The sequence below is a fragment of the Chryseobacterium potabilaquae genome (genome assembly GCF_902728265.1).
In the GTDB taxonomy this organism is placed as follows: Bacteria; Bacteroidota; Bacteroidia; order Flavobacteriales; family Weeksellaceae; genus Chryseobacterium; species Chryseobacterium potabilaquae.
Genome location: NZ_CACVBR010000007.1, coordinates 34,930 through 60,031, shown reverse-complemented (window position 1 = coordinate 60,031; position 25,102 = coordinate 34,930). Strand labels below are relative to the sequence as shown.

Here is a 25,102-nt window from a genome sequence, read left to right as displayed (position 1 = left end):
AAACCGAAATAATAAAATTATATTTTCGCATTTTATCTAAAAAATAAACAAATAAACATTAAAAAATGGCTATTAACTTACAAAAAGGTCAAAGAATTAATCTTACAAAAGAAAATGGGGCAGTTCTTGCGCAAGCTTGTGTGGGAATAAACTGGGGAGCTATTGAGAAAAAAAGTTTTTTCGGAGGAACAAAAAAAGAAGCAGTTGACTTAGATGGAAGCTGTATTTTATATGATGCCAATAAAAATGCCACTGAAGTCGTGTATTTTGGTAATTTAAAATCTAGAAATGGCTCGGTAAGGCATAGTGGTGATGATCTTACAGGTGATGTGGATGGAGATGATGGTCTTGATAACGAGGTTATTACTGTGGATTTTAATAATTTAGAACCGAATGTAGAGCATGTAGCAATGGTACTCAATAGTTACAGAGGTCAGGATTTTGGTACTATTCCTTTTGCGTCAATTCGTATTTATGAAGGAACTGCTACTCAGGTAAAGGAAGTTTTTGCTAAGTATGATATTGCCAATGATAAATCTTTTAGTGGGCATGTTTCAATGGTAATGGGTGTTTTTTATAAGAGAAACGGGGAATGGAAATTTAATGCGATCGGAGATCCTACGGCAGATAAAAAATTGCAAGAAACAATAGAAACAGTTAAGCAAAAATATTTGTAATACAATTACAGATCAATTATAAAATAGGCTTTGGCCTAGGAATATAAATTAAAATTAGCAATAATTGTATACCATACAACTATTGCTTTTATCGTATAATAAGTAATATAAAGTGGATAAACATCAAGGTATTTTAGATCTTCATCCTGGTTTGGTATGGGGATTTGCGGTAACAGTAGTTATCATGTTGCTCCTTGACTTAGGGGTTTTTAATAAAAAAAGTCACGAAGTTTCTTCTAAAGAAGCTACTATTTGGTCTATTGTATGGATTTCTTTATCCATGATTTTTTCCGGAGTGGTATATTGGGTTTTTAATACAGACGGAAGTCCTGAAAATCATGCGTTAGCAATAGAAAAATTCACCCAATATCAGGCTGCGTACTGGATTGAGAAGGCGTTGTCTGTGGATAATTTATTTGTATTTATTCTCGTTTTTGGTTTTTTCAAAGTGCCGAAATATTTACATCATAAAGTTCTTTTTTGGGGAATTATTGGAGCATTGATTTTCAGAGCTATATTTATTTTTGCGGGTGTAGGGTTAATTAATTTAACCTATTTACCGGAAATGAATATTTTTGGACATCCTGTTAAAATCAATATTGTAATGGCTCTTTTCGGTTTATTTCTTGTATATGCCGGTATCAAATCTTGGGGAGATGGAGATGACGATGATGATGAAGATTATAGTAATACAGCGGGGGCAAGACTTATTAAAAGCTTTTGGAAAGTCTCTGATAATTATGATGGAGATAAATTCTTCACGGTTCAGAATGGAATCAAAATGGCTACTCCTTTATTGGTAGTGGTGGGAGTGATTGAGTTTACAGATGTTCTTTTCGCGGTAGATTCTATTCCAGCAATTTTTGCTATTTCCAATGATCCGTTTATTCTTTATACCTCCAATATCTTTGCTATTTTAGGATTAAGATCGTTGTATTTCCTATTAGCAAACTTTATTCATATGTTTAGTAAACTTCCTTATGGTTTGGCTATTATATTGTCTTTTATAGGTGTGAAAATGTTAATCGCTCCTTGGATTCATATTCCTTCGCCAATTTCATTAGGTATTGTTGGGGGAGTATTGATTATTTCTGTGCTTTTATCCATTATTTTTCCGGATAAAAAAGAAGAATGAAAATAGAAAATTGAAGACTAAAAGGTATAGGGCTGTTTCATAGGAAACAGCTTTTTTTATGTAATGATAGATGGTGTTTGGCTCCATCTTTTTATACCCTAATTAAATAATCATTCAAGCTAAAGATCGGGTCTTTTATAAATGTAATGTATTATTTGAATTATTAATAGGTTGTAGCTCCAAGTGAATTGTATTTCCAATGGAAATATTCATTTTGCAACAGCATAGAGTTGGTAAAGAGATTTTTTGTAAAATAATTTATTATTATATATTTTATTTAGTTGGCATACAATTGTTTGTTTTCTCCTAAAAATAGATAGGAAATAAGAAATATTTCTCTTAAATTTATCACAAGACTTCCCTGTCAATATTAAAATATAATATTGATCAATAATTTAAAAATATATTTTTTAGGATTTTCTTATAACGGCTTTCGTATGAGATTAAATTCTTAATCCACTAAAAAAAGAAATAGTTTTTAAATATAATTTGTGTAATCATTTTTATCTAGATGGTCCAATGGAGAGCTTTATTTCATAACGCTTTCATTATGTATGTCATTAAAATAGTTGCTTAAACTCAATATGCGATCGTTATCAACAGGATTGATATATCTAAGGAACATTTTTTCGGTAGAATGGCCTGTAGCTTCCATCAATAATGGAGTGGGTATTTTACCATAGAAATTAGTAGCAAAACTTCTTCGCCCTATGTGACTTGAAATAGCTTTCCATTTCTTAATTTTAAGCACTTTACTTCTATGTCCGATACGTTTTCTAACGCTGGAAAGTTCATTTATTTTGGAATGTTTAGCAATTGTTTTAATGGCACTATTATATTGTTGAATGTCCATTAGTTTTGGGAAATCATTTCCATTACGTTTAATAATATGTAGTACGGTAGGATGCAAAGGAAGTGTGATTTCTTTTTGTGTTTTTTGCTGTGTAAAGGATATGCATTCCCTTCCATTGATTTTAACGATTTTTTCACTTTTAAATTTCATGAAATCAGAAAATCGCTGTCCTGTATAGCAACTTATTAATAACCAGTCTCTAGCCGGTTCGAGCTCTTGAGGGATTTCTGCAGTTTTTATATCAACAATTTCTTCTTCTGTCAACGTAACAATTGTTTTCTGTGATTTCTCTCTTCGTACTTCTAGCTCTCGGACACATGTTTTTATGCCCTTTCTTTCTGCAAAATTAAGAATGGTCTTTACAAAATGAATACTTCTATAGATTGTATTTTCGCTATATTCTTCTTGCTTTCCAAACGCAATGAAATCCGTAATAAAATGTCCATTAAGAGAATCAATATAAAGTCTTTGGGTGGTATATCCTTCAAATCTTTTTAAGAGATTATAAAAAACATTGTATCTTTTATGTGTAGAATCACATATCAGTTCTTTCTTAGAGTTGATATAGGTCTGCATATAATAAAGAAGTGAATTTTCTGGATTGATAACCTCCTTTTCAATACAGATTTTTTGTATTTCTTTTGATAGCTCTCTTTGGCTGATGGGTTTACTTCGTTTAAAATGATTATTAATATACTCTGTAATTCTTACCTTAATATAGTCGAGTATATTATTAAGTTTTTTATTTTTTTTAAGGTAGATGTTTTTTGGGCGCTGTTTAGCCTCATCCCACTCCTCGTGTGAGATGCATAAGGGTATTCTAAAAGTAAGCTTCTGTTCTAGCATAACATGCTCACTAATAGAGAGTTTGATGTACCTGAAAGTTCCATTTTGCGGTAGAAAAAAATTAAATTTCATTGTTTAAAATCTTAAATAATTAATTTTCACCGAAATTACCATAAAAAAATAGTCCTATCTAGACTACTTTCACTGCACAAATATACACAAAAAAAATGAATTACCAAATAATAAACACTTGATTTATAAATTGTTGAAAAATCATTTATTCATTAAAATTGATAGATAAATTTTAATCATAACATATATTGAATATATTTTGGCTAAAAATAAATAAAATATTCTTGAAAACCAAGGACTTTAAAATATATATAGTCTAGATAGGACTAGTTTTTACCATGTTTTTCTTACGTGTAAGTGTGGATAAATAGGGATTGAACCTTTTAATGCAATGGATTGAATTTAAGAGTGTTTGAATGTACTATTTGTAATGTTGGGGGTGTTTTTATAAGTTGAAATTAAAGTTAGGTTTTATTTTATATAAAGTATTTATAGGCTATTTTATGAAATAATAGTATTGACGGAATTGATTTTCATCGTAATTGATTTTTATCCAAGGGCTCAATAAAAAGCCCTTGGCTTAAAAAAAGAATATTAATGGGTTTTTAATATTCATAATATGGTTTAAATTATTAAAAAAACTAAAATATTTTAAAAACAATGGAAAAATGAATTTACTCTATTTTATGTTCCTCAGAGTGCTCAATGATGGATGATAGAAGTAATTGATGCTTCATTATCCAACAGACATTTATATAATATAATGTCCAGAATGCACAGTGTCTATTGTTGAGTTTCAGCAATAAAGAATCTAAAAATTTTAAAAGAATTGAAATTAGTTTATTAATGAGAATAAACTAATCTTATATGATTTCGATTTAGAAATCTCAATATCCATTTGTATTAATAGTGTCTAGGTAGATATAGATTCTGATTCAATGGATGGAGGGAAATTTAGATGGATATAGTCCTCTTTGTATTTATATATCAAAGAATAATAAAGTTAAAAGAACACATTAAATAATTAAAAAATGAAAAAACAATTTATTACAGCAATGACAGTATTAATGAGTGCATTTGCTTTCGGGCAAGTGGGCGTAAATACTCAGACACCTCAGTCAACATTGGATGTTACAGGTACTTCATCTGCTACGGTAGCTGATGGGGTGTTGGTTCCCCGTTATACAGTGGCAGAATTAGCGACAAAAGATGCTGCCTATGGTGCTTCTCAAAATGGAGTATTTGTATTTGTCACTTCAGGTACAGGATCTTCAGGTAAAACCTCAGAGGTTACCGGAGCTGGTTTTTACTACTATGATAATCCCACTTCAAAATGGAAGGGAATGGGAGGAAATACTGCTTCCACATCTTTTAATGTAACCGCTGACCAGACTTCAGATTATACGGTTTTAGCTACTGATGATTTTGTTAGGCTAAATATTTCGACATCAGGACGTACGTTAACTCTTCCTACTACTGGTATTCCTGTGGGTAAGAGAGTCTATATTTCCAATATTGGAACTAGTAATATTAATATTTCTCCTTCTCCTAGAAACCCTGCCGTGACGCAAGGGCAAGCTAAGTCATCTGGAGCTTTGGTCTATTTAGGTGGTGGCGAATGGGATTGGGTAACAGGATATTAAAAAAAAACACAAAACATAAATGATGAAAAATAAATTTGTTAACCTAAAGAAGATCCTTCCTTTAGTTTTTTTACTAGCGGTAAGTTCTTTTTATGGTCAGGTAAGAATTTCTAATAGCATACTTAATACGGTGGCTCCTAATAGTTCAGCTTTTATTGATGCCTCCTCTAATCCGGAGTATAATTTATCTAGGAATGTAGGTAAAGGATTGTTGTATCCTCGTACGGATTTAACAACTTTTACTGCGTTTTCCGGAATGCCGGTGGGAATTCCCAATTCCTATCCTTCTTATTATGATGGATTTATGCTTTTTAATACCGCTACTTCCGGGAAAGCCGGGGTTGGAGCTACGGATGGAACATTATGCCGAGGATTTTGGTATTATGATAATCCATCTAATAATGTGACAGGAGGAACATGGAGGCCTTTTAGACCGGATTTGTGCTCCTCAACAAATCCTCCAGTAGTTACAGCGCTTAATTGCTCAGGGGCTACTGTTACAGGAACTCTTACGCAAGGAGTCGCTGCTTCCGGAGTAAGTGTACAAGTTCCTTATACAGGAGGTAATGGAGTGGCTTATCCTGCGGGAACCGCTATTCCTTCTACTACAGTAACGGGACTTACTGCTACTTTACAAGCCGGAACCTTAGCGAATGGAAATGGTTCTTTAACTTATACGATTGCAGGAACACCAAGTTCTTCAGGTATAGCGCATTTTGCGATTTCATTTGGAGGGCAAGCTTGTGATTTGCAGGTGACGGTTGCCCCGGTATCATCTCCGGTTGTGCTAAACTGTAGTGGAGCTACCCATTATCCTCTGGCGAATCCAAATATTCCTCAAAGTTTGAATCCTCCTTTGTTCCCAGGTACATATTATACTATTATTCCATTTACCGGAGGAACTGGAACTTACGGGAGTCAAACAATTCCTTCGAGTGGTCAAGTATTGGGGTTAGTTGCTACTTTGCGAGCAGGTCAAATGAGTGATCATCAATTAATATTTGATATTAGCGGACAAACTCTTAATTCAGGAACAGCAACTTTTGTTTTTGTTTTTCAAGGGCAAGTTTGTTCTTTTACAAGAACTGTTGTTGCGGGAACTCCTATTAATCCAGGTGAAGTTGTAATGTGTGGGTCTAGTAGCCGATGGAAAAGACATAATTTAGGAGTTGATCCTAACCTGAACGCTGATGTACCAAGCCAAGCAATAGTTGGAAACTATTATCAGTGGGGAAGAAGATCAGTTGCAGCAAGTGCTTATGACCTAGGTACGCAAAATGGCTGGAATTCAAATAACAATATTCCCGGTAACTCTTGGAATTTAGGAAGTGAAGCTGTTCCAATTAAAAATACAGCCAATGATCCCTGTCCTGCAGGTTATCGCGTTCCGACACTTACTGAATGGACTATTTTAAATAATAGTCATATAATGTCTCGTACAGGAACTTGGAGTACTACTGCAGACGCTGTAAACTTTTCTGCTGCACTCGTCCTTACGTGTGCTAGTAATGGGAATAAATTAACATTTCCAGCAGCAGGATACCGAACCACTACCACGAGGCCCGGAGCTGTTTATGGGCTTGGATATGCAGGTTATTATTTTACAGCTGCACCGTTAGTACCAGACACTTATGGAACTAACTTCTATTTCACTGTTAATACGAATCGAGCAAATGCTTCTTTGCAAAAAAGTAACGCAACTCCAATACGTTGTATCTCAGAATAAAATATAAAAAATAATGATACGAATGTAAATTTTTATCGTAATTGAGTTTTCCAAGGGCTAATATCCTTGGCCTTTGGAACTCTTTTATAGTAACATATTCTAATTATAATTGGTGATGAAAAAAATTAAGAATTGTCTATTGTACTTTGGGAGACCATCGCATTGGGATAGATCGAAATAGAAATAGCCGGAAGAATATGATGTTGACTGAGTCAGCTAATTTATACTGTCGTATTTAATAGAAAAACTTAAAATGAAAAATAAATTTATTACCCTAAAGAAGAGCCTTCCTCTAGTTTTTGTACTATTGGTAAGTTCTTTTTATGGTCAGGTAAGAATTTCTAATAGTATCCTTAACACGGTCGCTCCCAATAGTTCTGCCTTTATTGATGCCTCCTCTAATCCGGAGTATAATTTATCTACGAATGTAGGTAAAGGATTGTTGTATCCTCGTACGGATTTAACAACCTTTACTTCTTTTTCCGGCTTGCCGGTTGGAATTCCCAATTCCTATCCTTCTTATTATGATGGATTTATGCTTTTTAATACGGCTACTTCTGGGACAGCCGGGGTTGGAGCTACGGCTGGAACATTGTGTAGAGGATTTTGGTATTATGATAATCCATCTTCTTCTGTTACAGGAGGAACATGGAGGCCGTTTCGAGCGGATTTGTGCTCCTCAACAAATCCTCCAGTAGTTACAGCTCTTAATTGCTCAGGGGCTACTGTTACAGGAACGCTTACACAAGGAGCAGTTGCTTCTGGCGTAAGTGTACAAGTTCCTTATACAGGAGGTAATGGAGTGGCTTATCCTGCGGGAACCGCTATTCCATCTACTACAGTAACAGGACTTACTGCTACTTTACAAGCCGGGACTTTAGCGAATGGAAATGGTACTTTGACTTATACGATTGCAGGAACACCAAGTTCTTCAGGTATAGCGCATTTTGCGATTTCATTGGGAGGTCAAAATTGTGATTTACAGGTGACGGTTGCCCCGGTATCATCTCCGGTTGTGCTAAACTGTAGTGGAGCTATCCATTATCCTCTGGCGAATCCAAATATTCCTCAAAGTTTGAACCCTCCTTTGTTCCCAGGTACGTATTATACTATTATACCATTTACAGGAGGAACTGGAACTTACGGGAGTCAAACAATTTCTTCGGTAGGTGAAGTATTGGGGTTAGTTGCTACTTTGCGAGCAGGTCAAATGAGTGATCATCAATTAGTATTTGATATTAGCGGACAAACTGTTAATTCAGGAACAGCAACTTTTGTTTTTACTTTTCAAGGGCAAGTTTGTTCTTTTACAAGAAGTGTTGTTGGGGGAACTCCTGTTAACCCAGGTGAAGTTGTAATGTGTGGTTCAAGTAAAGTGTGGAAAAAGTCTAATGTTGGAGCAGATACAAGTAATCCGGATAATCCTACCGTAAATAGTATAGGTAATTATTATCAATGGGGAAGAAATACTGTAAGAGGTACGGGCACCGATTTAGGTCCTCAGCCGGGTTGGAACGACTCTCCTTATATCCCTGATAACTCATGGAATGTAGGTAGCGAGGCTGTTCCTAGTAAAAACTTGGCTAATGATCCTTGTCCTGCAGGATTCCGTGTGCCAACAGCTACAGAATTTAATATCCTAATAAATAATAACACGGTAAGTCGTATTGGAGTATGGAATTCTAGTGTAGATATGACTGCATATAGAGGAACGGCTGTTGTGTTCACTTGCCCAGCTACTAATAATCGTATTACTTTTCCTGCTGGTGGAGTTCGTAGAAAACAGGGAGCTTCACTCAATGGGCAAATTTATGGTTTTGGGTCATCTGTTAATTATTTTAGTAGTACAGCTTTATCTGGAGCTTTTTATGAAAGCGCAGATGCGATTCGTTTTACAGAGACTTTAGGAGGGAATGCAGGAGGTCTGTTCCGAGCGAATGCAACTCCCATACGGTGTATTTCAGAATAAAAATATAAAAAATAGTGATAACAAAATAAATTTTTATCGTAATTGAGTTTTCCAAGGGCTTTATTTTGCCCCTAGCCCTTGGATTTTCTTTTACAGTATTTAAAGTAATTAAAGAACCCAAAAAATATGTATGCTAAATTAAACAGTTAATATACTCTGTTGTATTTAATAATAAAACTTAATAATATGAAAAACAAATTTATTAATCTAGAGAAGATACTTCCTATAGTTTTTGTACTATTGGCAAGTTGTTTTTATGGCCAGGTAAGAATATCTAATAGTATACTTAATACGGTAGCGCCTAATAGTTCTGCATTTATTGATGCATCCTCCAATCCGGAGTATAATTTGTCTACGAATGTAGGAAAGGGATTATTATATCCACGTACGGATTTGACAACTTTTATGCAGTTTTCCGGATTACCGGTAGGAATACCTAATTCTTATCCTTCTTATTATGATGGGTTTATGGTTTTTAATACGGCTACTTCCGGGACAGCCGGGGTTGGAGCTACAGAAGGAACATTGTGTAGGGGGTTTTGGTACTATGATAATCCCTCTTCGTCTTCTGATGCAGGAGGAACATGGAGACCATTTCGACCAGATTTATGTTCCCCAACGAATCCTATAGTTACAGTGCTTAATTGTCCAGGAGCTATTGTTACAGGAACTCTTACTCAAGGGGCAGTTGCTTCTGGAGTAAGTGTACAAGTTCCTTATACGGGAGGTAATGGAGTAGCTTATCCTGCGGGAACCGCTATTCCTTCTACTACAGTAACGGGACTTACTGCTACTTTACAAGCCGGGACCTTAGCGAATGGAAATGGTTCTTTAACTTATATGATTGCAGGAACACCAAGTTCTTCAGGTATAGCGCATTTTGCGATTTCATTTGGAGGGCAAGCTTGTGATTTGCAGGTGACAGTTGCCCCGGAATCATCTCCGGTTGTGCTAAACTGTAGTGGAGCTATACATTATCCTCTGGCGAATCCAAATATTCCTCAAAGTTTGAATCCTCCTTTGTTCCCGGGTACGTATTATACTATTATTCCATTTACCGGAGGAACTGGAACTTACGGGAGTCAAACAATTCCTTCGAGTGGTCAAGTATTGGGGTTAGTTGCTACTTTGCGAGCAGGTCAAATGAGTGATCATCAATTAATATTTGATATTAGCGGACAAACTGTTAATTCAGGAACAGCGACTTTTGTTTTTGTTTTTCAAGGGCAAGTTTGTTCTTTTACAAGAACTGTTGTTGGGGGAACTCCTATTAACCCTGATGAAGTTGTAATGTGTGGTTCAAGTAAAGTTTGGAAAAAGTCGAATGTCGGAGCGGATCCAAGTAATCCAGATAATCCTACCGTAAATAGCATAGGTAATTATTATCAATGGGGAAGAAGTGCTGTAAGGGGTACGGGCAATGACTTAGGTCCTCAGCCTGGTTGGAATGATTCCAATGCTATCCCGGATAATGCTTGGAACGTAGGAAGCGAAGGTCTCCCTAGTAAAAATTTTGCTAATGACCCGTGTCCTTCAGGGTTCCGTGTGCCAACATCTACAGAATTCAATATTCTAATAAATAATAACACGCCAAGTCGTATAGGAACATGGGCTACTGACCCAAGCACATTTATATATCAAGGAGCGGCTCTTGTATTAACTTGTCCAAGTACTAATAATCATATAACTTTTCCGGCTAGTGGAGTTCGTAGAAGAAGTGGAGGTTCACTCAATGGGCAAATTTATGACTTAGGTGTAGGTGCCCATTATTTTAGTAGTACACCAGCATTTGGAGGTGCGATTGATCATGCGTATGGACTTTACTTTACACAGACTACAGGTAGTATTTCGAATGGTATGTTTAGGTCTAATGGAAGTCCAATACGTTGTATTTCGGAATAGAATTGAAATTTGTTATAAAAAATTAAGATAGAGATAAAAAGTAAATTTTTATCGTAATTGAGTTTTCCAAGGGCTGATCCTTGGCTCTTGGATCTCTTTTACACTATCTCATAACAATGAAAAAAAGAATTATAAATTACCTATTGCGTTTTTTGGACCATTGCATATGGGCAGGCCGGAATAGGGACAAGTAATCTAAGAGATTGTTTTATATGATAATCTGATTACTTGTGAGAGTAATGAATGGGCATATCTTTTTATGGAATATAATCTATAAAAGATGGCTTGGGATATAAAATTAAAAACGTGTGTTTTCGTCATGTTGACACCCATCATTATTCACGTAGCTATATGAATATTGATGCTGAATGAATCAGGTAATATATCCTGTATTATTAATAGCAAAATATAAAAAACATGGAAAATAAATTTAATTTAAAAAAGATACTTACTGTTGTTTTTTTACTTTCAGTAGGGTATTATTATGGACAAGTAAGAATTTCTAATAGTATACTTAATACGGTTGCACCTAATAGTTCCGCATTTATTGATGCATCTTCCAATCCGGAGTATAATTTGTCTCCGAATGTAGGAAAGGGATTATTGCATCCTCGTATGGATTTGACCACATTTACTTCATTTTCAGGTCCTTCAACAGATGATCCCAGTGCTTATCCTTCTCATTTTGATGGATTCCTGGTTTTTAATACAGCAGCTTCCGGAACGGCCGGAGTAGGCGCTACTGAAGGAGGATTGTGTAGAGGATATTGGTATTATGATAATCCATCCACGAGTCTGACAGGAGGTACTTGGAGACCTCTTCTTTTAGATGCTTGTTCTCCGAAGCCCTAAACCCGGAGAAAGGTTTATGTAAAGTTGTTAATTTCTTGGTATTTATGGACGTATTGTTATTTTGCGTCTATAGAACGAAGGTTTGAGTTAGGGATTTATTCCCTTGTAATAATTATCAAGTTCTCTTATCCGAGGGCTAAACTTTAGTCCTCGGATTTTATCAATAGAAGAAATCATTAATATTATTTGTAGTATGAATGAATATATAAATTCTAATAATGATTAAAAATAATCTTTTTATCCATGCTCCTTTTTTGGGGTGTAGTGAAGCTTATTATAAAAACAAATAAAAACTTTTATCCATCTAAATTTTAATTATATAATGAGAAAAACCAATTTCTTAGTGATATTCTTATGAATAAATATTGTTTAGCGCCCAGGTAGGGGTAAATACAATTTATTTCTAAAGATATCGGAACGAAATGGCAAAAATAGAAATGATGATGTTTAGTGATTGAATGTCTTTGTATAAATAGTTTTATGGATAAGTGATAAAACCAGTTGAAGTATTTATAATAAAAATATAATTGATTGTAATATTTTGATTTAAAATGATTTATGTCTATTCTTTTATTTCGATATACATTGATAATGAATATATTATTTTATACTACTTATATAAAAACTAATCATTGAAAACTATGAGAAAAAGAGTTCTTTTTCGTATTTACTCCATGGAAAGGGGTGAGCGGCAAAATATACTATTAAGTATTCTCAATTCTTTAGATATCAAAAAATATGAGCCCCTGGTTCTTCTGGATATTTTCCAAGGAGATTTATTGAAAGCCGTTCCTGCCCATATTCCTGTGTTTTTTATAGCAAAAGGAGAAGAATTTTATAAACCTAATATAGGGCTAAGTTTTTTTAGAGGAGTATTAAGAAGAACTAAACTTGCCATGTATCATCATTTTCCTAAGTGGTTTATGAGAAAAATAGATATGCCGACTCCTGATATTGAGATTGCGATGATGGATTCGGTGCTAGAAGATCTTATCAAGAGTCCCTTTAAGAAGTCTAGAAAAATTAATTGGTTTTATTCCGATAAGTGCCTTGATTCAAAAATGGATAGAAAGCAATTATTATCATTAACACACCAATGCGATATGACGATTTTTATTTCTCATAGTACAAAATCACATGTAGAGAGGTGTCTAGGTACGGAAGTGTACAACGGAATTTGTATTCGAAATCTATATAATGTGGAAGAAATTAAATACCGCTCTCTTGAGCCTTTAGGGGATGATCAATTATTCCAAAATCAAGACTCTACCACTTTTGTGTCGGTGGGAAGTTTGGATTATCAGAATGGATACAATGTACTAATAGAAGCACATTGGGAATTAATGAAGGAGGGTATAGATCATCGCATTATAGTGATAGGCGATGGCCCGGATTATAGTTCTTTGAAGAAAAAAATCAAATCATTAGGAATAGAAAATAGCTTTCATCTTTTGGGAAATAAGGAGAATCCTTATCCATACATCGTAAAAGCTACTTGTTATATTCAACCGCTTTGTTATAGAGCTTATTCTTTATGCGTTGAAGAAGCAATAATATTGGGTAAGCCTGTAATTAGTACGTATGATTTGGACTCCAAAGGAAGGATTTTTCAAGACAAAACCGGTTTATTGATCAACTTTTCAAAATATGGATTAAAGAAAGGGATTAAAAAATTCTTATTAGATACGGATTTTGTGACCCATCTTGATAAGAATTTAAAGTCTCTTGATTTTAGTCAATATGATGAATATGCTTGTGAACAACTAGAAGGGATCTTATAAAATAGAGTTCTGTATTAATGAATCTCTATTAAATATCAATATAAAAACAAAAAATCTAATGAATAAAATAGTACTTATTGCTGACAACCATTCTGTATCAGTAAACGGAACCACATTCATATTAAAATGTATCAGTAAGGATATTTTGATTGAACATGTTAAGGATGAGAAAGAGCTTTTAGAAAGGCTTAAACATAATCATTATGATCTTCTCATTTTGGAGATTAAAATATTCGGGAACATTTTTGAGCCGAGTATCCAAAAACTAAAAGAGTTCAACCCGGATCTTAAAATTATGGTTTTTACAGAGAGTAATGAGAATTTGGTTTTCCCTTATTTATGTGGAGGAGCTCAGGCTTATCTCTATAAATCATATAGTAAGGAAAAAATTCATGAAGCTATAGAATCTATTTTTAATATAGGTTATTATTATCAGCAGGAATTGCTGTATGATTTAATCCATACGATGAAAGCGGGAAGTATGTATCCTCGGAGTTTGTTAGATAGCTTGTCGGAAAGAGAAAGGGAGGTGTATTATCATTTAATAGAAGGAAATGGAATTTTAGAAATAGCTAATCTATTAGAAATTCATCAATCCACAGTAAGTATCTATAAAAGACGAATTTTTGAGAAGCTTCAAATTAAAACATTGGCAGGGCTTATTGATTTTCATAATAAACACAAAATATATACCATCAACGGAAGTGATTTGATGTAATGCATTTCTTTCAAAGGTTGTTGGCGCAAAAGTATACTAAAAAAGAACAGTTTATGATAGAGAAACCCTTTACGTTCAAGAATTTTCATATAGGAGAATTGATTCATCTCAAAGTGTTGGAAAGTGAAATAGAAACTTCTTGTATTTGTAGTTTTTTTAACTGTGAAGAAGGTGAGTTGGAAAGAATGTATGCATCCAAAAGTCTGGAATTAGATATTTTATTGAGTTGGAGTAAGCTATTGCATTATGATTTTTTCAGAATTTATTCCCAACATCTTATTCTTTATTCAAGGCAGGCAACTGCAGGTTCAAAGAGTTCCAAAAATAGCGTTAAATCGTTAGAGTTTCGTAAGAATATTTATTCTAAAGGAATTATTGATTTTATTTTAGAGCTTATTGAAAAAGAAAAGAAAACGACCAAACAAATTATAGAAGAGTATGGGATTCCTTCCAGTACACTCCATACATGGATCAAAAAATATATACAAGTTAAGGAATAGTAGAGAGGAGGCTATTATACTATGCTTACTTAATTATATACTGAAAGAAAATAAAGAACAAATAATATATTCCTTTTAATATAAAAACCATTTAGTTACTATGATAAAATCCACCATTAATTACAAACTTATCTTCAAGGATATTTTAGATCAAAAATATCCGGAAAAAAAAGAACTCTGTAAACCTCTTCTTAGCAAGGAGAGTTTATCAACAATGGATATTATAGATTTGAATAAAAGAATTTTTGGGGCTGTTGATGAAGATACAGAATCTTTTAACCAAAGTCACAAGGCTTATAGCCAATCCAGCATTTTATATATACTAGACTACCAAAAAAAATTTAAACTTAATAATTCTGAAGCGGCAAGGCATTTTAAATTAAGTAGATATACTCTTAGAGAATGGAAAAAGAGATATCTTATTTGAAAGATGTCAAACGAAAGTTTTCTCATCAATTAATAGGTGATTTTAGCTGTATGATAGAAGATGTAAAAGTTGAGATAAAGTTAATTTCCTATATAATTGTGAATTCTTAATGAAAACTATAAATAGCCATATTATTTAAAATATTCTGTACATTCTTATACCGACTCACCTTCCATATATTAACAAATGAAGTTGTTGGTTGCTATTAATTTTGAAGTTTTTTAGTTGAATAATGTTATTTTAAAACTATAAATAATATTATTCAAAGTTTTAAAATTTACTTATAATATTAATTTTTATATTATTTACTGTTTATAAATGTAATATTTTCATTATTCTCAAGTAAATAGTATTTTGAATTTTAATAATTATAAATCTATAGATCTCCTGAAGTAGAACATACTATACATGGTGTATATTTACACATATTAGGATTCCCATTTTTATTTACCTCTTTTTGACCTTATTGTAAATAATTTGAATGATTAATAATCTAATAACCTTAAAATAAAATTATGAAAATATATTACAATCGACTTTCAGGATAGGTAGGTATTTGTTGATAAAAAAATCATTTTACATAGATACAGAAAATATAGTCTGTATTAATTATTGTTTCTAATAAAGAAGCGACAGGATCTTTCGTGACTTTATTGAAAACGTTTTTATTTCTTCCAAAACTAACATTGTATATAATGAAAGAAAAAATAATTGTTTTTTCCTTTTTGAGAAAGCTTCTTCTGATAGAAGCCCAACAAAGCTGGTATTCTGTTTTTGATCATCCATATAGTAAGATGCTCATACTACTTTCTAGTTTATTAATATGTTCGAGGTATTATCCTGATATCAGGTCCAGACCTCCCCCCATATCATCCTCTCATGTTGATGCTCTGATTTATCGGCTATGAATGGTATAGAGTAGAATAACTAAACATATATACTAATACTAATTTTCCATGAAAATATTACAATACAATTTTTTAGATCCCGGTATCCGGAGCTTCTGTCTGACTGTTTCTTTTGTGATAACAGTTTTGATAGGAAGAGCTGAAGCTCAGACTCTTCTTACAGAAAGCTTCAATTATCCTTCGGGAACTTTGTTGACTAATGCCCATTGGTCCCAACAAGCAGGAGGAAGCCCTTCCGTGACTGTTGCGAATGGCAATCTTACTTATCCGAATACGATCTCAAATAATATCGGAAGTAAGGTAAGTTTAAGTAGTAGTGGACAGGATGTATACCATTCTTTTACCTCTGCTTCTTTAGATGTCTCTAATCCGGGAGTTTATTCTTCCCTGATCGTTAATGTATCCCAAGCCCAGGCTATAGGTGATTTCTTTTTTGCATTAGGAGCTTCTGGCCCTAATGCCAGTGTGTATATCCGCTCAAATGGTATTGGTTTCAGCTTCGGAGTTGGAAAAACAGCGGCTTCTGCGGAATACGAAACCACCGTACGACCTTTTAATACCAATATTATGTTGGTTCTTAAATATGAGTTTGTTACGGGAGCTCAGAATGATGAGATAAAATTATATGTCAATCCTTCCCTTGCTTCAGAGCCTGTTACCGCTGATATTGTAACAGCTCCAGCTATCGGTGATGTAGGCTTGTTAACGTATGCTTTTCTTTACCAGGGAAATGCATCAAATGCTCCTACTCTTGAGGTTGATGGGATCAATGTAGGAAGAAGCTGGGCTAGTGTAACCTCAGCTATATTTGATTACGGAGATACCCCGACCCTTTATGATTTTACGAAGGATGGTGTGTATGTTCCTGCTGCCCATACAGTGCTTACCGGCTTGTCTCTTGGAAGCCTACTTCCCAGTACCGAGCTCACTCCTCACAGTGTGGCTGATGGTGCGGATAATAATGGGACAAATGGAGATGGTTTGGAAGAGGATGCTATAGATGTTTCCTTGAACCAAATCAGGAAAGGAGTATCTTATGTTTTAAGTGTTCCTGTTACTAATCCTTCGGGTACTAAATACCTATATGGTTGGATAGATTTTAATAATGATGGAAAGTTTCAGGCCGAAGAATTTGCGAGTATTTCATTTTCAACCTCAGGAAGCAGTACCCAAACTCTTACTTGGACAGCTGTTCAAACTGCGACAATAGCTTCAGGTGCGAATAAGCTGTATATGAGATTAAGACTCTCAGATAGATCTTTGAATGATTTTACTACAGTGGCAACAGGAGGAGCAACTCTTGATGAAAGAAGTATTGGTAGTGGAGCAACGTCGACCAATGATCCTACCGATTATGTGACCCCTGCGAATGGTGAAGTAGAAGATTATCAAATTGAAGTCGTGAATACCTACGAATATGGGGATCTTCCTGCTTCTTTTGAGAATGATAAAGATAGTAATCCATTACCTGGAATGCATGCTCCTTTGACCGGATTTACCTTAGGGTCTCTTATAGATTTTGAATCAAATCCAGCCTCAGTCACTTCTCCCAATGAAAATAATATTGCTGGTGATAATGCAGTGGGATTAGCGGATGAAGATGCTTTAACTTCTTTAATGAGTGTAAATCGTGGAGCTCCATATAGTCTTTCAGTTCCTATCAGTATTCCAAGTTCTTTATCCGGCTGGAAATATTTATATGGCTGGCTAGATCTCAATGGAGACGGTCGTTTTCAGGCTGGAGAGATTGCTACTAATAATACTACGGGGAATACCTCAACCAATCTTACACTCACGTGGACAACTGCTCAGACCAATCAGATTGCTTCCGGAACGACTAAAATCTATCTAAGATTACGATTATCCAATTTAGATTTACAAGATTTTACTACGGTAGCGACAGGAGGAGCAACGCTGGATGAGAGAAGTATTGGTAATGGAGCAACAACCACTGCTAATAGTGTGAATGCTGCTGCTACTCCTTTCGGAGAAATAGAAGACTATCAACTTCCTGTAGATCTTTATGATTTTGGAGATGTCCCAATTTCTTATGATAATGATAAAGATGGAAACTTTGTACCTGCAGGTCATATTTCACTTGCTGGTCTATCCTTAGGAAATATAGTTCCTGGTGTTGAACTTACTCCTCATAGTGTAGCGGTCGGCGCAGACAACAATGGTGCGAATGGAGATGGTTTGGAAGAGGATGCCATAGATGTTTCCTTGAACCAAATTAGAAAGGGAGTTTCTTATGTTTTAAGTGTTCCTGTAGTAAATACTTCAGGCACCAAATATCTATATGGTTGGATTGATTTCAATAATGATGGAAAATTCCAAGTGGAAGAAGTGGCTACTACTTCTTTTGGAACAGCAGGAAGTAGTACACAAACTCTGACCTGGCCAACCGCACAGACTTCTACTATAGTTAATGGAGCTACTCAATTATATATGAGATTACGGCTCTCTGATAGGTTTTTGAATGACTTTACTACGGTAGCCACAGGAGGGGCTATTTTAGATGAAAGGAGTATTGGTAATGGAGCAACTTCAACGGGAGATGCTACAAATCATGTAAACCCTACTAATGGTGAAGTCGAAGACTATCAAATTGAGGTGGTGGATACCTATGAGTATGGAGATGCTCCTGCGTCTTTTGAAAATGACAAAGATAATAATCTATTACCTGCAGCGCATGCTCCTTTGACAGGATTTACCTTAGGGTCTCTTATAGATTTTGAATCAACTCCTGCGTCAGTCACTTCACCTAATGAAAACAATACAACAGGAGATAATGCCGTAGGGTCTGCTGATGAAGACGCCCTACAACCTTCTATTGTATCTATAAGTAGAGGTATGGCTTCTAGTATTTCTGTTCCAATAAGTATTCCAAGCTCTTTAACCGGAACTAAATACTTATATGGCTGGATTGATCTAAATAACGATGGACGGTTTCAAGTGGAAGAAGTGGCTACAACAAGCACTTCATTAGCCACCAATACTAATCTTACTCTCACCTGGAGCGCCGCACAAACAGCACAAATACCTTCAGGAGTTAATACAATTTATTTACGATTACGACTTTCTAATCAAAACCTTCAGGACTTTACTACGGTAGCTTCAGGAGGAGCAACGCTTGATGAAAGAAGTATTGGAAATGGAGCCACGTCTAGTGCAAATAGTGCGAATGCGGCTACTACTCCCTTTGGAGAAGTGGAAGATTATCAACTCCCTGTAGACTTGTATGATTTTGGGGATGTTCCTAATACTTATGCTACTTCTGCTTCAGGATTTTTGCCTGCAAGACAAGTAGCCAATGATCTTTTAAGAATAGGAGCCACAGTAGATATTGAGCCCACAGCTCATAGTGTGGCACAAGATGCAGATAATAACGGAATCAATGGGGATGGATTAGATGAAGATGGGATTGATCCTTCTTCTTTTTCGATTACTCCCAATACGGCATTTGCTTTACCGGTTACAGTCACCAATTCTATTGGTAGCGGTGCAACGCTTTATGGTTGGATAGATTTTAATAATGATGGTAAATTTCAAGCTGCAGAATACAGCTCTGTGAATGTTCCAAATGGAACTAATGGAATGGTGACTCTTAACTGGACTGCTGCCCAAACAGCAAGTACAGGAAGCAGCCCCAATGTATATATGCGACTCAGGTTAGCAAATAATGCCCTATCTAATAGTGCTTCTACCAACGACGGAGATACTAGATCTTTTGCCGATGGTCTTAGTAGTGGAAATTATACTGCTACTACCCAAAACTTTGGAGAAGTAGAAGATTATAGACTTGCTACAAATACGGCATATGATTTTGGAGATGTTCCCGTTTCTTATGATCAGCCGACAGGGGCATTATATGCAGCTAGACATCTACCTAGCTCAACGTTCTATCTTGGAGCTACAATCCCTGATACAGAATTTGGCCCTCAAAGTGTAGCACCCAATGCAGATAATAATGGAACTAATGGAGATGGATTGGATGAAGACGGAATTGATCCAACAGCTCCCCCAGTATCTCCTACTATTGCATTTACTCTTCCAGTTACTGTAAATAATACTTCGGGCGCTTCCGGAACATTATATGGATGGTTGGATGCAAATGATAATGGTATATTTGAAATAGGAGAAAGGATTTCAGTACCCGTACCTACTAATACAACTTCTGTTAATCTAAGCTGGCCGGAGTCTGTCACAAGTTTAATTGTACATCCCCATGTATATTTACGATTGAGACTTGCTGGGACCAATTTAACTGATAATGGAATTACTCCATATGATGAGGCCTCCATAGCAGATGGTTCAATCTCAGGGACTTTTGCAATACCAAGTATTGGAGAAGTAGAAGATTATAGACTTGCAGTTGAAAATCCTGTATTTGATTTCGGAGATGCACCTGATGATTATGAGCTTAATAGCCAACATAATTATGTGCCGGCAAGGCATAAACCGGAATCAACTCTGTTTTTAGGAAATGCTTTTGATACTGAAGTTTCTAAAATAGCGGTACAACCGGGAGAAGATAATGGAGGTACTAATGGTGACGGTGCTGATGAAGATGGTATTACAGGAACCTTGCCCGAACTAGGGCCAACGACGACGACCTATAGCGTTAATGTTAATGTGAATAAAACGATTGCCGGAACAGCTACATTGCATGCCTGGATCGACATGGATGGGAATGGACGATTTTCCCCTTTCGAATATACATCGACTACTATAACAGGAACTTCAGGGCTTCAAACAGTACCTCTCACCTGGACGTCCCCGTTCTACTTCAATACGGGAGTTAATCGTACCTATATGAGATTACGCTTGACTACAGCAACTTTAACAGACAATACTTCTACCTTAGATATAGACGAACGTTCTATTGGAGATGGACTCAATACAGGAAATTATGGGACTATCTATGCTAATGGTGAAATTGAAGATTATCCTGTTCCATTACCAGATCCAACTACTGTCATAGTAGATTCTGATGGAGATGGTATTCCTGATGATTTGGATTTAGACTCGGATAATGATGGAATTTTGGATACCGTAGAAAGCTCATTATCATTGAATGATACTGCTTTTAAAATTTATAATACGCCCAATTATATCAACGCGACAGCCATTAAATGGGTTTTATATGTGACCGGAGATGTAGGTACATCTGTTACTTATGCTCCTTATAATGGTACTCCTACTACACAATCTATACCGGCGTCTGGAATTCTAGAGATCACTTTGATGGGTAATCAAGTTCCGGATAATACTATAAATCAGGTTACGACCGGGAAATATGTGGAATTAAACTCCTCTGGTCCTATTTCTATTTTACAGGAGATATATGGGACTACTGCAACAGCTCAAGATATTGCTGTGGTATATCCTTCTTCCTTGAGAGGTAGGAAATACACCGTGTCTTCTTATAATGTAGGAGCTACCCCTGCTAATGGAGTACAGATATTCAGTACAAGCGATGGGAATAATGTGGAAGTTAAAAATAAAGCAGGTGTAACTGTTGCGACTTTTGCTTTAAACGGTGGACAAAATTATATATATGAAAATGGATCTACAGATTTAACAGGATACTCTGTAGTATCTTCCAAAGATGTAGGAGTGATGGTATATACCAAATGTGCTAATGGAACATCGGGAGCGTGTGATAACTTACTGGAATATTTACTGCCCGATAAATTGTTGGGAACTAAATTCCTAACAAGAAGTGCAGGAAATACAGGAAGAATGTCAATTGTGGCAACTAAAAAAAATACAGTTGTTGAGATTGATGGGGCTATTATGGCAGTATTAGCGGATCCTGGAGACTCTTATGTATATACGCAAGCAATAGGGTCTTCTCAAATCATTGAAACCAATATTCCTGTGCAAATTGTAAAAGTAATTCCTTATAATGATGATCCATCTATAACAACCATACAGGATATTAATAAGGCTACTTTGGGACCTGCCATTCTAACCATCCCTAGTACTATGATATATGCCAATTACTTAACAATATTTGTTAAGACTGCCAATACGGGTAGTATGTTGTTTAATGGAAATCCTATTACGACTTGGCAACCATTTTCACATGATGCAAGTTATTCATTTGCAACCCTTACCAATACTTCAGGTATTGTTCCTGGAGCTCGAGTAGAAATAAGTTCTACCACAGGAACTATTCCTTTCCTTACAGATTGGTATGGAACCGGACCATCTGTTTCTGACGCTACTCCGTTATCTATAGGTGGTTATAATTTAGATACTGGTAATCCTTCTCTCACTATTCTTAAAGACAGTGATAGTGACGGTATTCCGGATTATCTCGATCTTGATTCGGATAATGATGGTTGTCTTGATGCATTAGAAGGCTCAGATAATGTTACCAGTGCTATGCTTGTAAGTGCTCAAGGAGATGTAAGAGTCGGTACAGGATCATCAGCTTCTAATCAAAACCTTTGTGCTAGCGCAACCTGTGTAGATGCACAAGGAGTCCCATTAATAGTGAATCCAGGAGGTGCTGCTGATGCTGATGGGCTACAAGGACAGGGACTTGGAAGTTCTATAAACAGTTCAGTTCAGGATGCGATTTGTCTTGTTACGCCAGTCCTTGACTCGGACGGGGATGGTATTCCTGATGATATAGATTTGGATGACGATAATGATGGTATTCCTGACTGTACCGAAAGTGGATTTAATGGAACACCTACCTCTTCATTTAAAATTAATTATGATGCAAATGTTCCTACAGATCATCTGGCGGGACCTGCTTTTCAAATTCAGATTACTCCACCTTCAACTAATAAAGAAGGGAATGCTTGGACGTATGGAAAAATCGATTTTTCTAAGAATTTTTCATTCACCATGCAGGTTTATCTAGGCGCAAATGCCGGAGGAGCTGATGGATTGGCAGTCGTATTTCAAAACTCACCAAATGGATATAATGCAATAGGTTCTAATGGAGCAGGACTTGGAGCTCAAGGGATTGCTAATGGTATTGCCTTAGAAATTGATACTTTTATGAATCCGGGAGACCCAGGATATGATCATGGAACAATAAGAACATCTTCTGATTGGACTGCTTTATCAGGGGACGGACCTCTTAAACCTAGTCAGGCTACGGTAAAAGATGGAATGTGGCATGAAGTAACTGTCAATTGGTCTACAGTAACAAATACTCTTGCTTATACATTTGATGGTAATCCTGTGGCTGCGCATACATTTCCTACATCAGGTTCTAATTCAATTATAGGTATTTTAGGTTCTACACAAGCCTATTTTGGATATACAGGATCTACTGGAGGTGCTACTAATGATCAGAGAATAGGATTCGATAATCCTTGCCTTCTTCCTGTTTTCTTGGATACAGATAATGATGGTATTTTTGATCATTTAGATCTGGATTCGGATAATGATGGTTGTCTTGATGCTTTAGAAGGAGGAGATAATGTAACTACAGCGATGCTTGTCAATTCAGGAGGAACAGTAGTAGTAGGAGCTGGTTCACCAGCCTCTAATCAAAACCTTTGTGCTAGCGCAACTTGTGTAGATGCTCAAGGGGTGCCTTTGGTTGTAAATCCAGGAGGAGCAGCTGATACTGATGGATTACAAGGTCAGGGACTTGGAAGTTCTGTAAACAGCTCAATTCAGGATGCCACTTGTCTTGTTATCCCATTCGTTGACTCTGATGGAGATGGTATTCCTGATGATTTAGATATGGATGATGATAATGACGGAATTCCTGATTGTACCGAAAGTGGATTTAATGGTGACCCTGCCTTTTCATTTAAAATTAATTATAATTCAAATGTTCCGACAGATCATATGGCGGGACCTGCTTTTCAAATTCAGATCACTCCACCTGCAAATAACCAAGAAGGTAATGCTTGGACGTATGGAAAAATCGATTTTTCTAAGAATTTTTCATTCACAATGCAGGTTTATTTAGGCGCAAATGCCGGAGGAGCTGATGGATTGGCAGTGGTATTCCAAAACTCACCCAGTAGTTATAATGCAATAGGTTCTAATGGAGGAGGACTTGGAGCTCAGGGGATTGCCAATGGTATTGCCTTAGAACTCGATACTTTTATGAATCCGGGAGATCCAGGATATGATCATGGAACAATAAGAACATCTTCTAATTGGACTGCTTTATCCGCAGATGGATCTTTGAAACCTAATCAGACTACGGCAAAAGATGGAATGTGGCATGAAGTAACTGTCAATTGGTCTGCAGTAACAAATACTCTTGCTTATACATTTGATGGCAATCCTGTGGCTGCGCATACATTTCCTGCGTCAGGTTCCAACTCAATTATGGATATTTTAGGTTCTACACAGGCCTATTTTGGGTATACGGGATCTACCGGAGGATTGTTTAATGATCAGAGAATAGGATTCGATAATCCTTGCCTTCTTCCTGTTTTCAGGGATACTGATAATGATGGTATTTTTGATCATCTAGATCTAGATTCCGATAATGATGGTTGTCTTGATGCTTTGGAAGGAGGAGATAATGTAGCTATAGCGATGCTTGTCAATTCAGCAGGAACAGTAGAAGCAGGAACAGGATCATCAGCCTCTAATCAAAACCTTTGTGCTACCGCAGCTTGTATCGATGCGCAAGGAGTACCTTTGATGGTAAATCCAGGAGGAGCAGCCGATGTAGATGGGCTACAAGGTCAGGGACTTGGAAGTTCTATAGATAGCTTAATTCAAGATGCCCTATGTCTTGTGACTCCATTCTGTTATAAACCGGGGGCAACTACTGGAGGTATTACATTAGATACCAAATTGGGAATCACGTCACTAGGCAGAGCCGGAGCGGATCAGTCTGATAATTGGCCAATGGTGCGTAAAGGAGGATGGATAGCTTTAGAAGCTAAAGCAAAAGGATTTGTATTGAATAGAGTAAAATTCAATACATCCAACCAACCGGTAGCTGATGATGGTACGACACTTATCATTACTACTCCAGTAGAAGGTATGATGATATATGATACTACCAATCAATGTTTGAAAATGTACACTTCCACTGATGGGGGAACTACATTTGCATGGCATTGTATGGAAACACAAACGTGTCCAGATTAAATATTAGGTCATTAGCAGAGTATATCTCTGCTAATGGTTTTTACTTATAATTAAAATTTA

Annotated in this window: 13 protein-coding genes; 12 read left to right on the top strand and 1 reads right to left on the bottom strand. The window is 35.9% G+C overall.

Features of this window, described 5'->3' with window-relative positions:
- The first annotated feature begins 65 nt into the window (after window positions 1–65).
- Window positions 66–677, top strand: a complete 612-nt coding sequence (locus CHRY9293_RS05900; RefSeq protein WP_162032078.1) for a TerD family protein — start codon at window positions 66–68, stop codon at window positions 675–677.
- A gap of 112 nt (window positions 678–789) precedes the next feature.
- Complete coding sequence (locus CHRY9293_RS05895; RefSeq protein ID WP_162032076.1) at window positions 790–1,812, top strand: TerC/Alx family metal homeostasis membrane protein; 1,023 nt, start codon at window positions 790–792, stop codon at window positions 1,810–1,812.
- A 529-nt stretch (window positions 1,813–2,341) separates the two neighbouring features.
- Here the strand turns inward: CHRY9293_RS05895 and CHRY9293_RS05890 are convergent.
- Window positions 2,342–3,583 (bottom strand): site-specific integrase, encoded by a 1,242-nt coding sequence (locus CHRY9293_RS05890; protein ID WP_162032074.1) that lies wholly within the window; start codon window positions 3,581–3,583, stop codon window positions 2,342–2,344.
- 971 nt (window positions 3,584–4,554) lie between these two features.
- Between CHRY9293_RS05890 and CHRY9293_RS05885 the strand changes: the two genes are divergently transcribed.
- From CHRY9293_RS05885 to CHRY9293_RS05840, 10 genes are all read left to right on the top strand, one after another.
- Complete coding sequence (locus CHRY9293_RS05885; protein ID WP_162032072.1) at window positions 4,555–5,166, top strand: hypothetical protein; 612 nt, start codon at window positions 4,555–4,557, stop codon at window positions 5,164–5,166.
- A gap of 22 nt (window positions 5,167–5,188) precedes the next feature.
- Window positions 5,189–6,892, top strand: a complete 1,704-nt coding sequence (locus tag CHRY9293_RS05880) for an FISUMP domain-containing protein (protein WP_162032070.1) — start codon at window positions 5,189–5,191, stop codon at window positions 6,890–6,892.
- 253 nt (window positions 6,893–7,145) lie between these two features.
- Complete coding sequence (locus CHRY9293_RS18595; RefSeq protein WP_185153196.1) at window positions 7,146–8,861, top strand: hypothetical protein; 1,716 nt, start codon at window positions 7,146–7,148, stop codon at window positions 8,859–8,861.
- A gap of 186 nt (window positions 8,862–9,047) precedes the next feature.
- Window positions 9,048–10,763: a hypothetical protein gene (locus CHRY9293_RS05870; RefSeq protein WP_162032068.1), complete on the top strand. Its 1,716-nt coding sequence runs from the start codon at window positions 9,048–9,050 to the stop codon at window positions 10,761–10,763.
- 417 nt (window positions 10,764–11,180) lie between these two features.
- A complete protein-coding gene (locus tag CHRY9293_RS05865; RefSeq protein WP_162032066.1) occupies window positions 11,181–11,615 on the top strand; it encodes a hypothetical protein in 435 nt (144 codons plus the stop codon).
- A gap of 641 nt (window positions 11,616–12,256) precedes the next feature.
- Entirely contained in the window at window positions 12,257–13,396 is a 1,140-nt protein-coding gene (locus tag CHRY9293_RS05860; protein ID WP_162032065.1) for a glycosyltransferase, read from the top strand.
- 58 nt (window positions 13,397–13,454) lie between these two features.
- Window positions 13,455–14,114 (top strand): LuxR C-terminal-related transcriptional regulator, encoded by a 660-nt coding sequence (locus CHRY9293_RS05855; RefSeq protein ID WP_162032063.1) that lies wholly within the window; start codon window positions 13,455–13,457, stop codon window positions 14,112–14,114.
- Window positions 14,115–14,167: 53 nt separating this feature from the next.
- Complete coding sequence (locus tag CHRY9293_RS05850; protein ID WP_162032061.1) at window positions 14,168–14,614, top strand: transposase; 447 nt, start codon at window positions 14,168–14,170, stop codon at window positions 14,612–14,614.
- Between the two features lie 100 nt (window positions 14,615–14,714).
- Entirely contained in the window at window positions 14,715–15,041 is a 327-nt protein-coding gene (locus tag CHRY9293_RS05845) for a helix-turn-helix domain-containing protein (RefSeq protein WP_122548198.1), read from the top strand.
- 956 nt (window positions 15,042–15,997) lie between these two features.
- Window positions 15,998–25,042 carry a lectin-like domain-containing protein gene (locus CHRY9293_RS05840; RefSeq protein ID WP_162032059.1) on the top strand — a complete coding sequence of 3,015 codons (9,045 nt, stop codon included), beginning with the start codon at window positions 15,998–16,000 and terminating at the stop codon, window positions 25,040–25,042.
- Window positions 25,043–25,102: the final 60 nt, after the last annotated feature.

Bases quoted from the DNA above. Each gene is read 5' to 3' on its own strand.
- CHRY9293_RS05885 (WP_162032072.1), top strand. From the start codon at position 4,555: ATGAAAAAACAATTTATTACAGCAATGACAGTATTAATGAGTGCATTT.
- CHRY9293_RS05840 (WP_162032059.1), top strand. From the start codon at position 15,998: ATGAAAATATTACAATACAATTTTTTAGATCCCGGTATCCGGAGCTTC.
- CHRY9293_RS18595 (WP_185153196.1), top strand. From the start codon at position 7,146: ATGAAAAATAAATTTATTACCCTAAAGAAGAGCCTTCCTCTAGTTTTT.
- CHRY9293_RS05880 (WP_162032070.1), top strand. From the start codon at position 5,189: ATGAAAAATAAATTTGTTAACCTAAAGAAGATCCTTCCTTTAGTTTTT.
- CHRY9293_RS05900 (WP_162032078.1), top strand. From the start codon at position 66: ATGGCTATTAACTTACAAAAAGGTCAAAGAATTAATCTTACAAAAGAA.
- CHRY9293_RS05890 (WP_162032074.1), bottom strand. From the start codon at position 3,583: ATGAAATTTAATTTTTTTCTACCGCAAAATGGAACTTTCAGGTACATC.
- CHRY9293_RS05850 (WP_162032061.1), top strand. From the start codon at position 14,168: ATGATAGAGAAACCCTTTACGTTCAAGAATTTTCATATAGGAGAATTG.
- CHRY9293_RS05860 (WP_162032065.1), top strand. From the start codon at position 12,257: ATGAGAAAAAGAGTTCTTTTTCGTATTTACTCCATGGAAAGGGGTGAG.
- CHRY9293_RS05845 (WP_122548198.1), top strand. From the start codon at position 14,715: ATGATAAAATCCACCATTAATTACAAACTTATCTTCAAGGATATTTTA.
- CHRY9293_RS05865 (WP_162032066.1), top strand. From the start codon at position 11,181: ATGGAAAATAAATTTAATTTAAAAAAGATACTTACTGTTGTTTTTTTA.
- CHRY9293_RS05855 (WP_162032063.1), top strand. From the start codon at position 13,455: ATGAATAAAATAGTACTTATTGCTGACAACCATTCTGTATCAGTAAAC.
- CHRY9293_RS05870 (WP_162032068.1), top strand. From the start codon at position 9,048: ATGAAAAACAAATTTATTAATCTAGAGAAGATACTTCCTATAGTTTTT.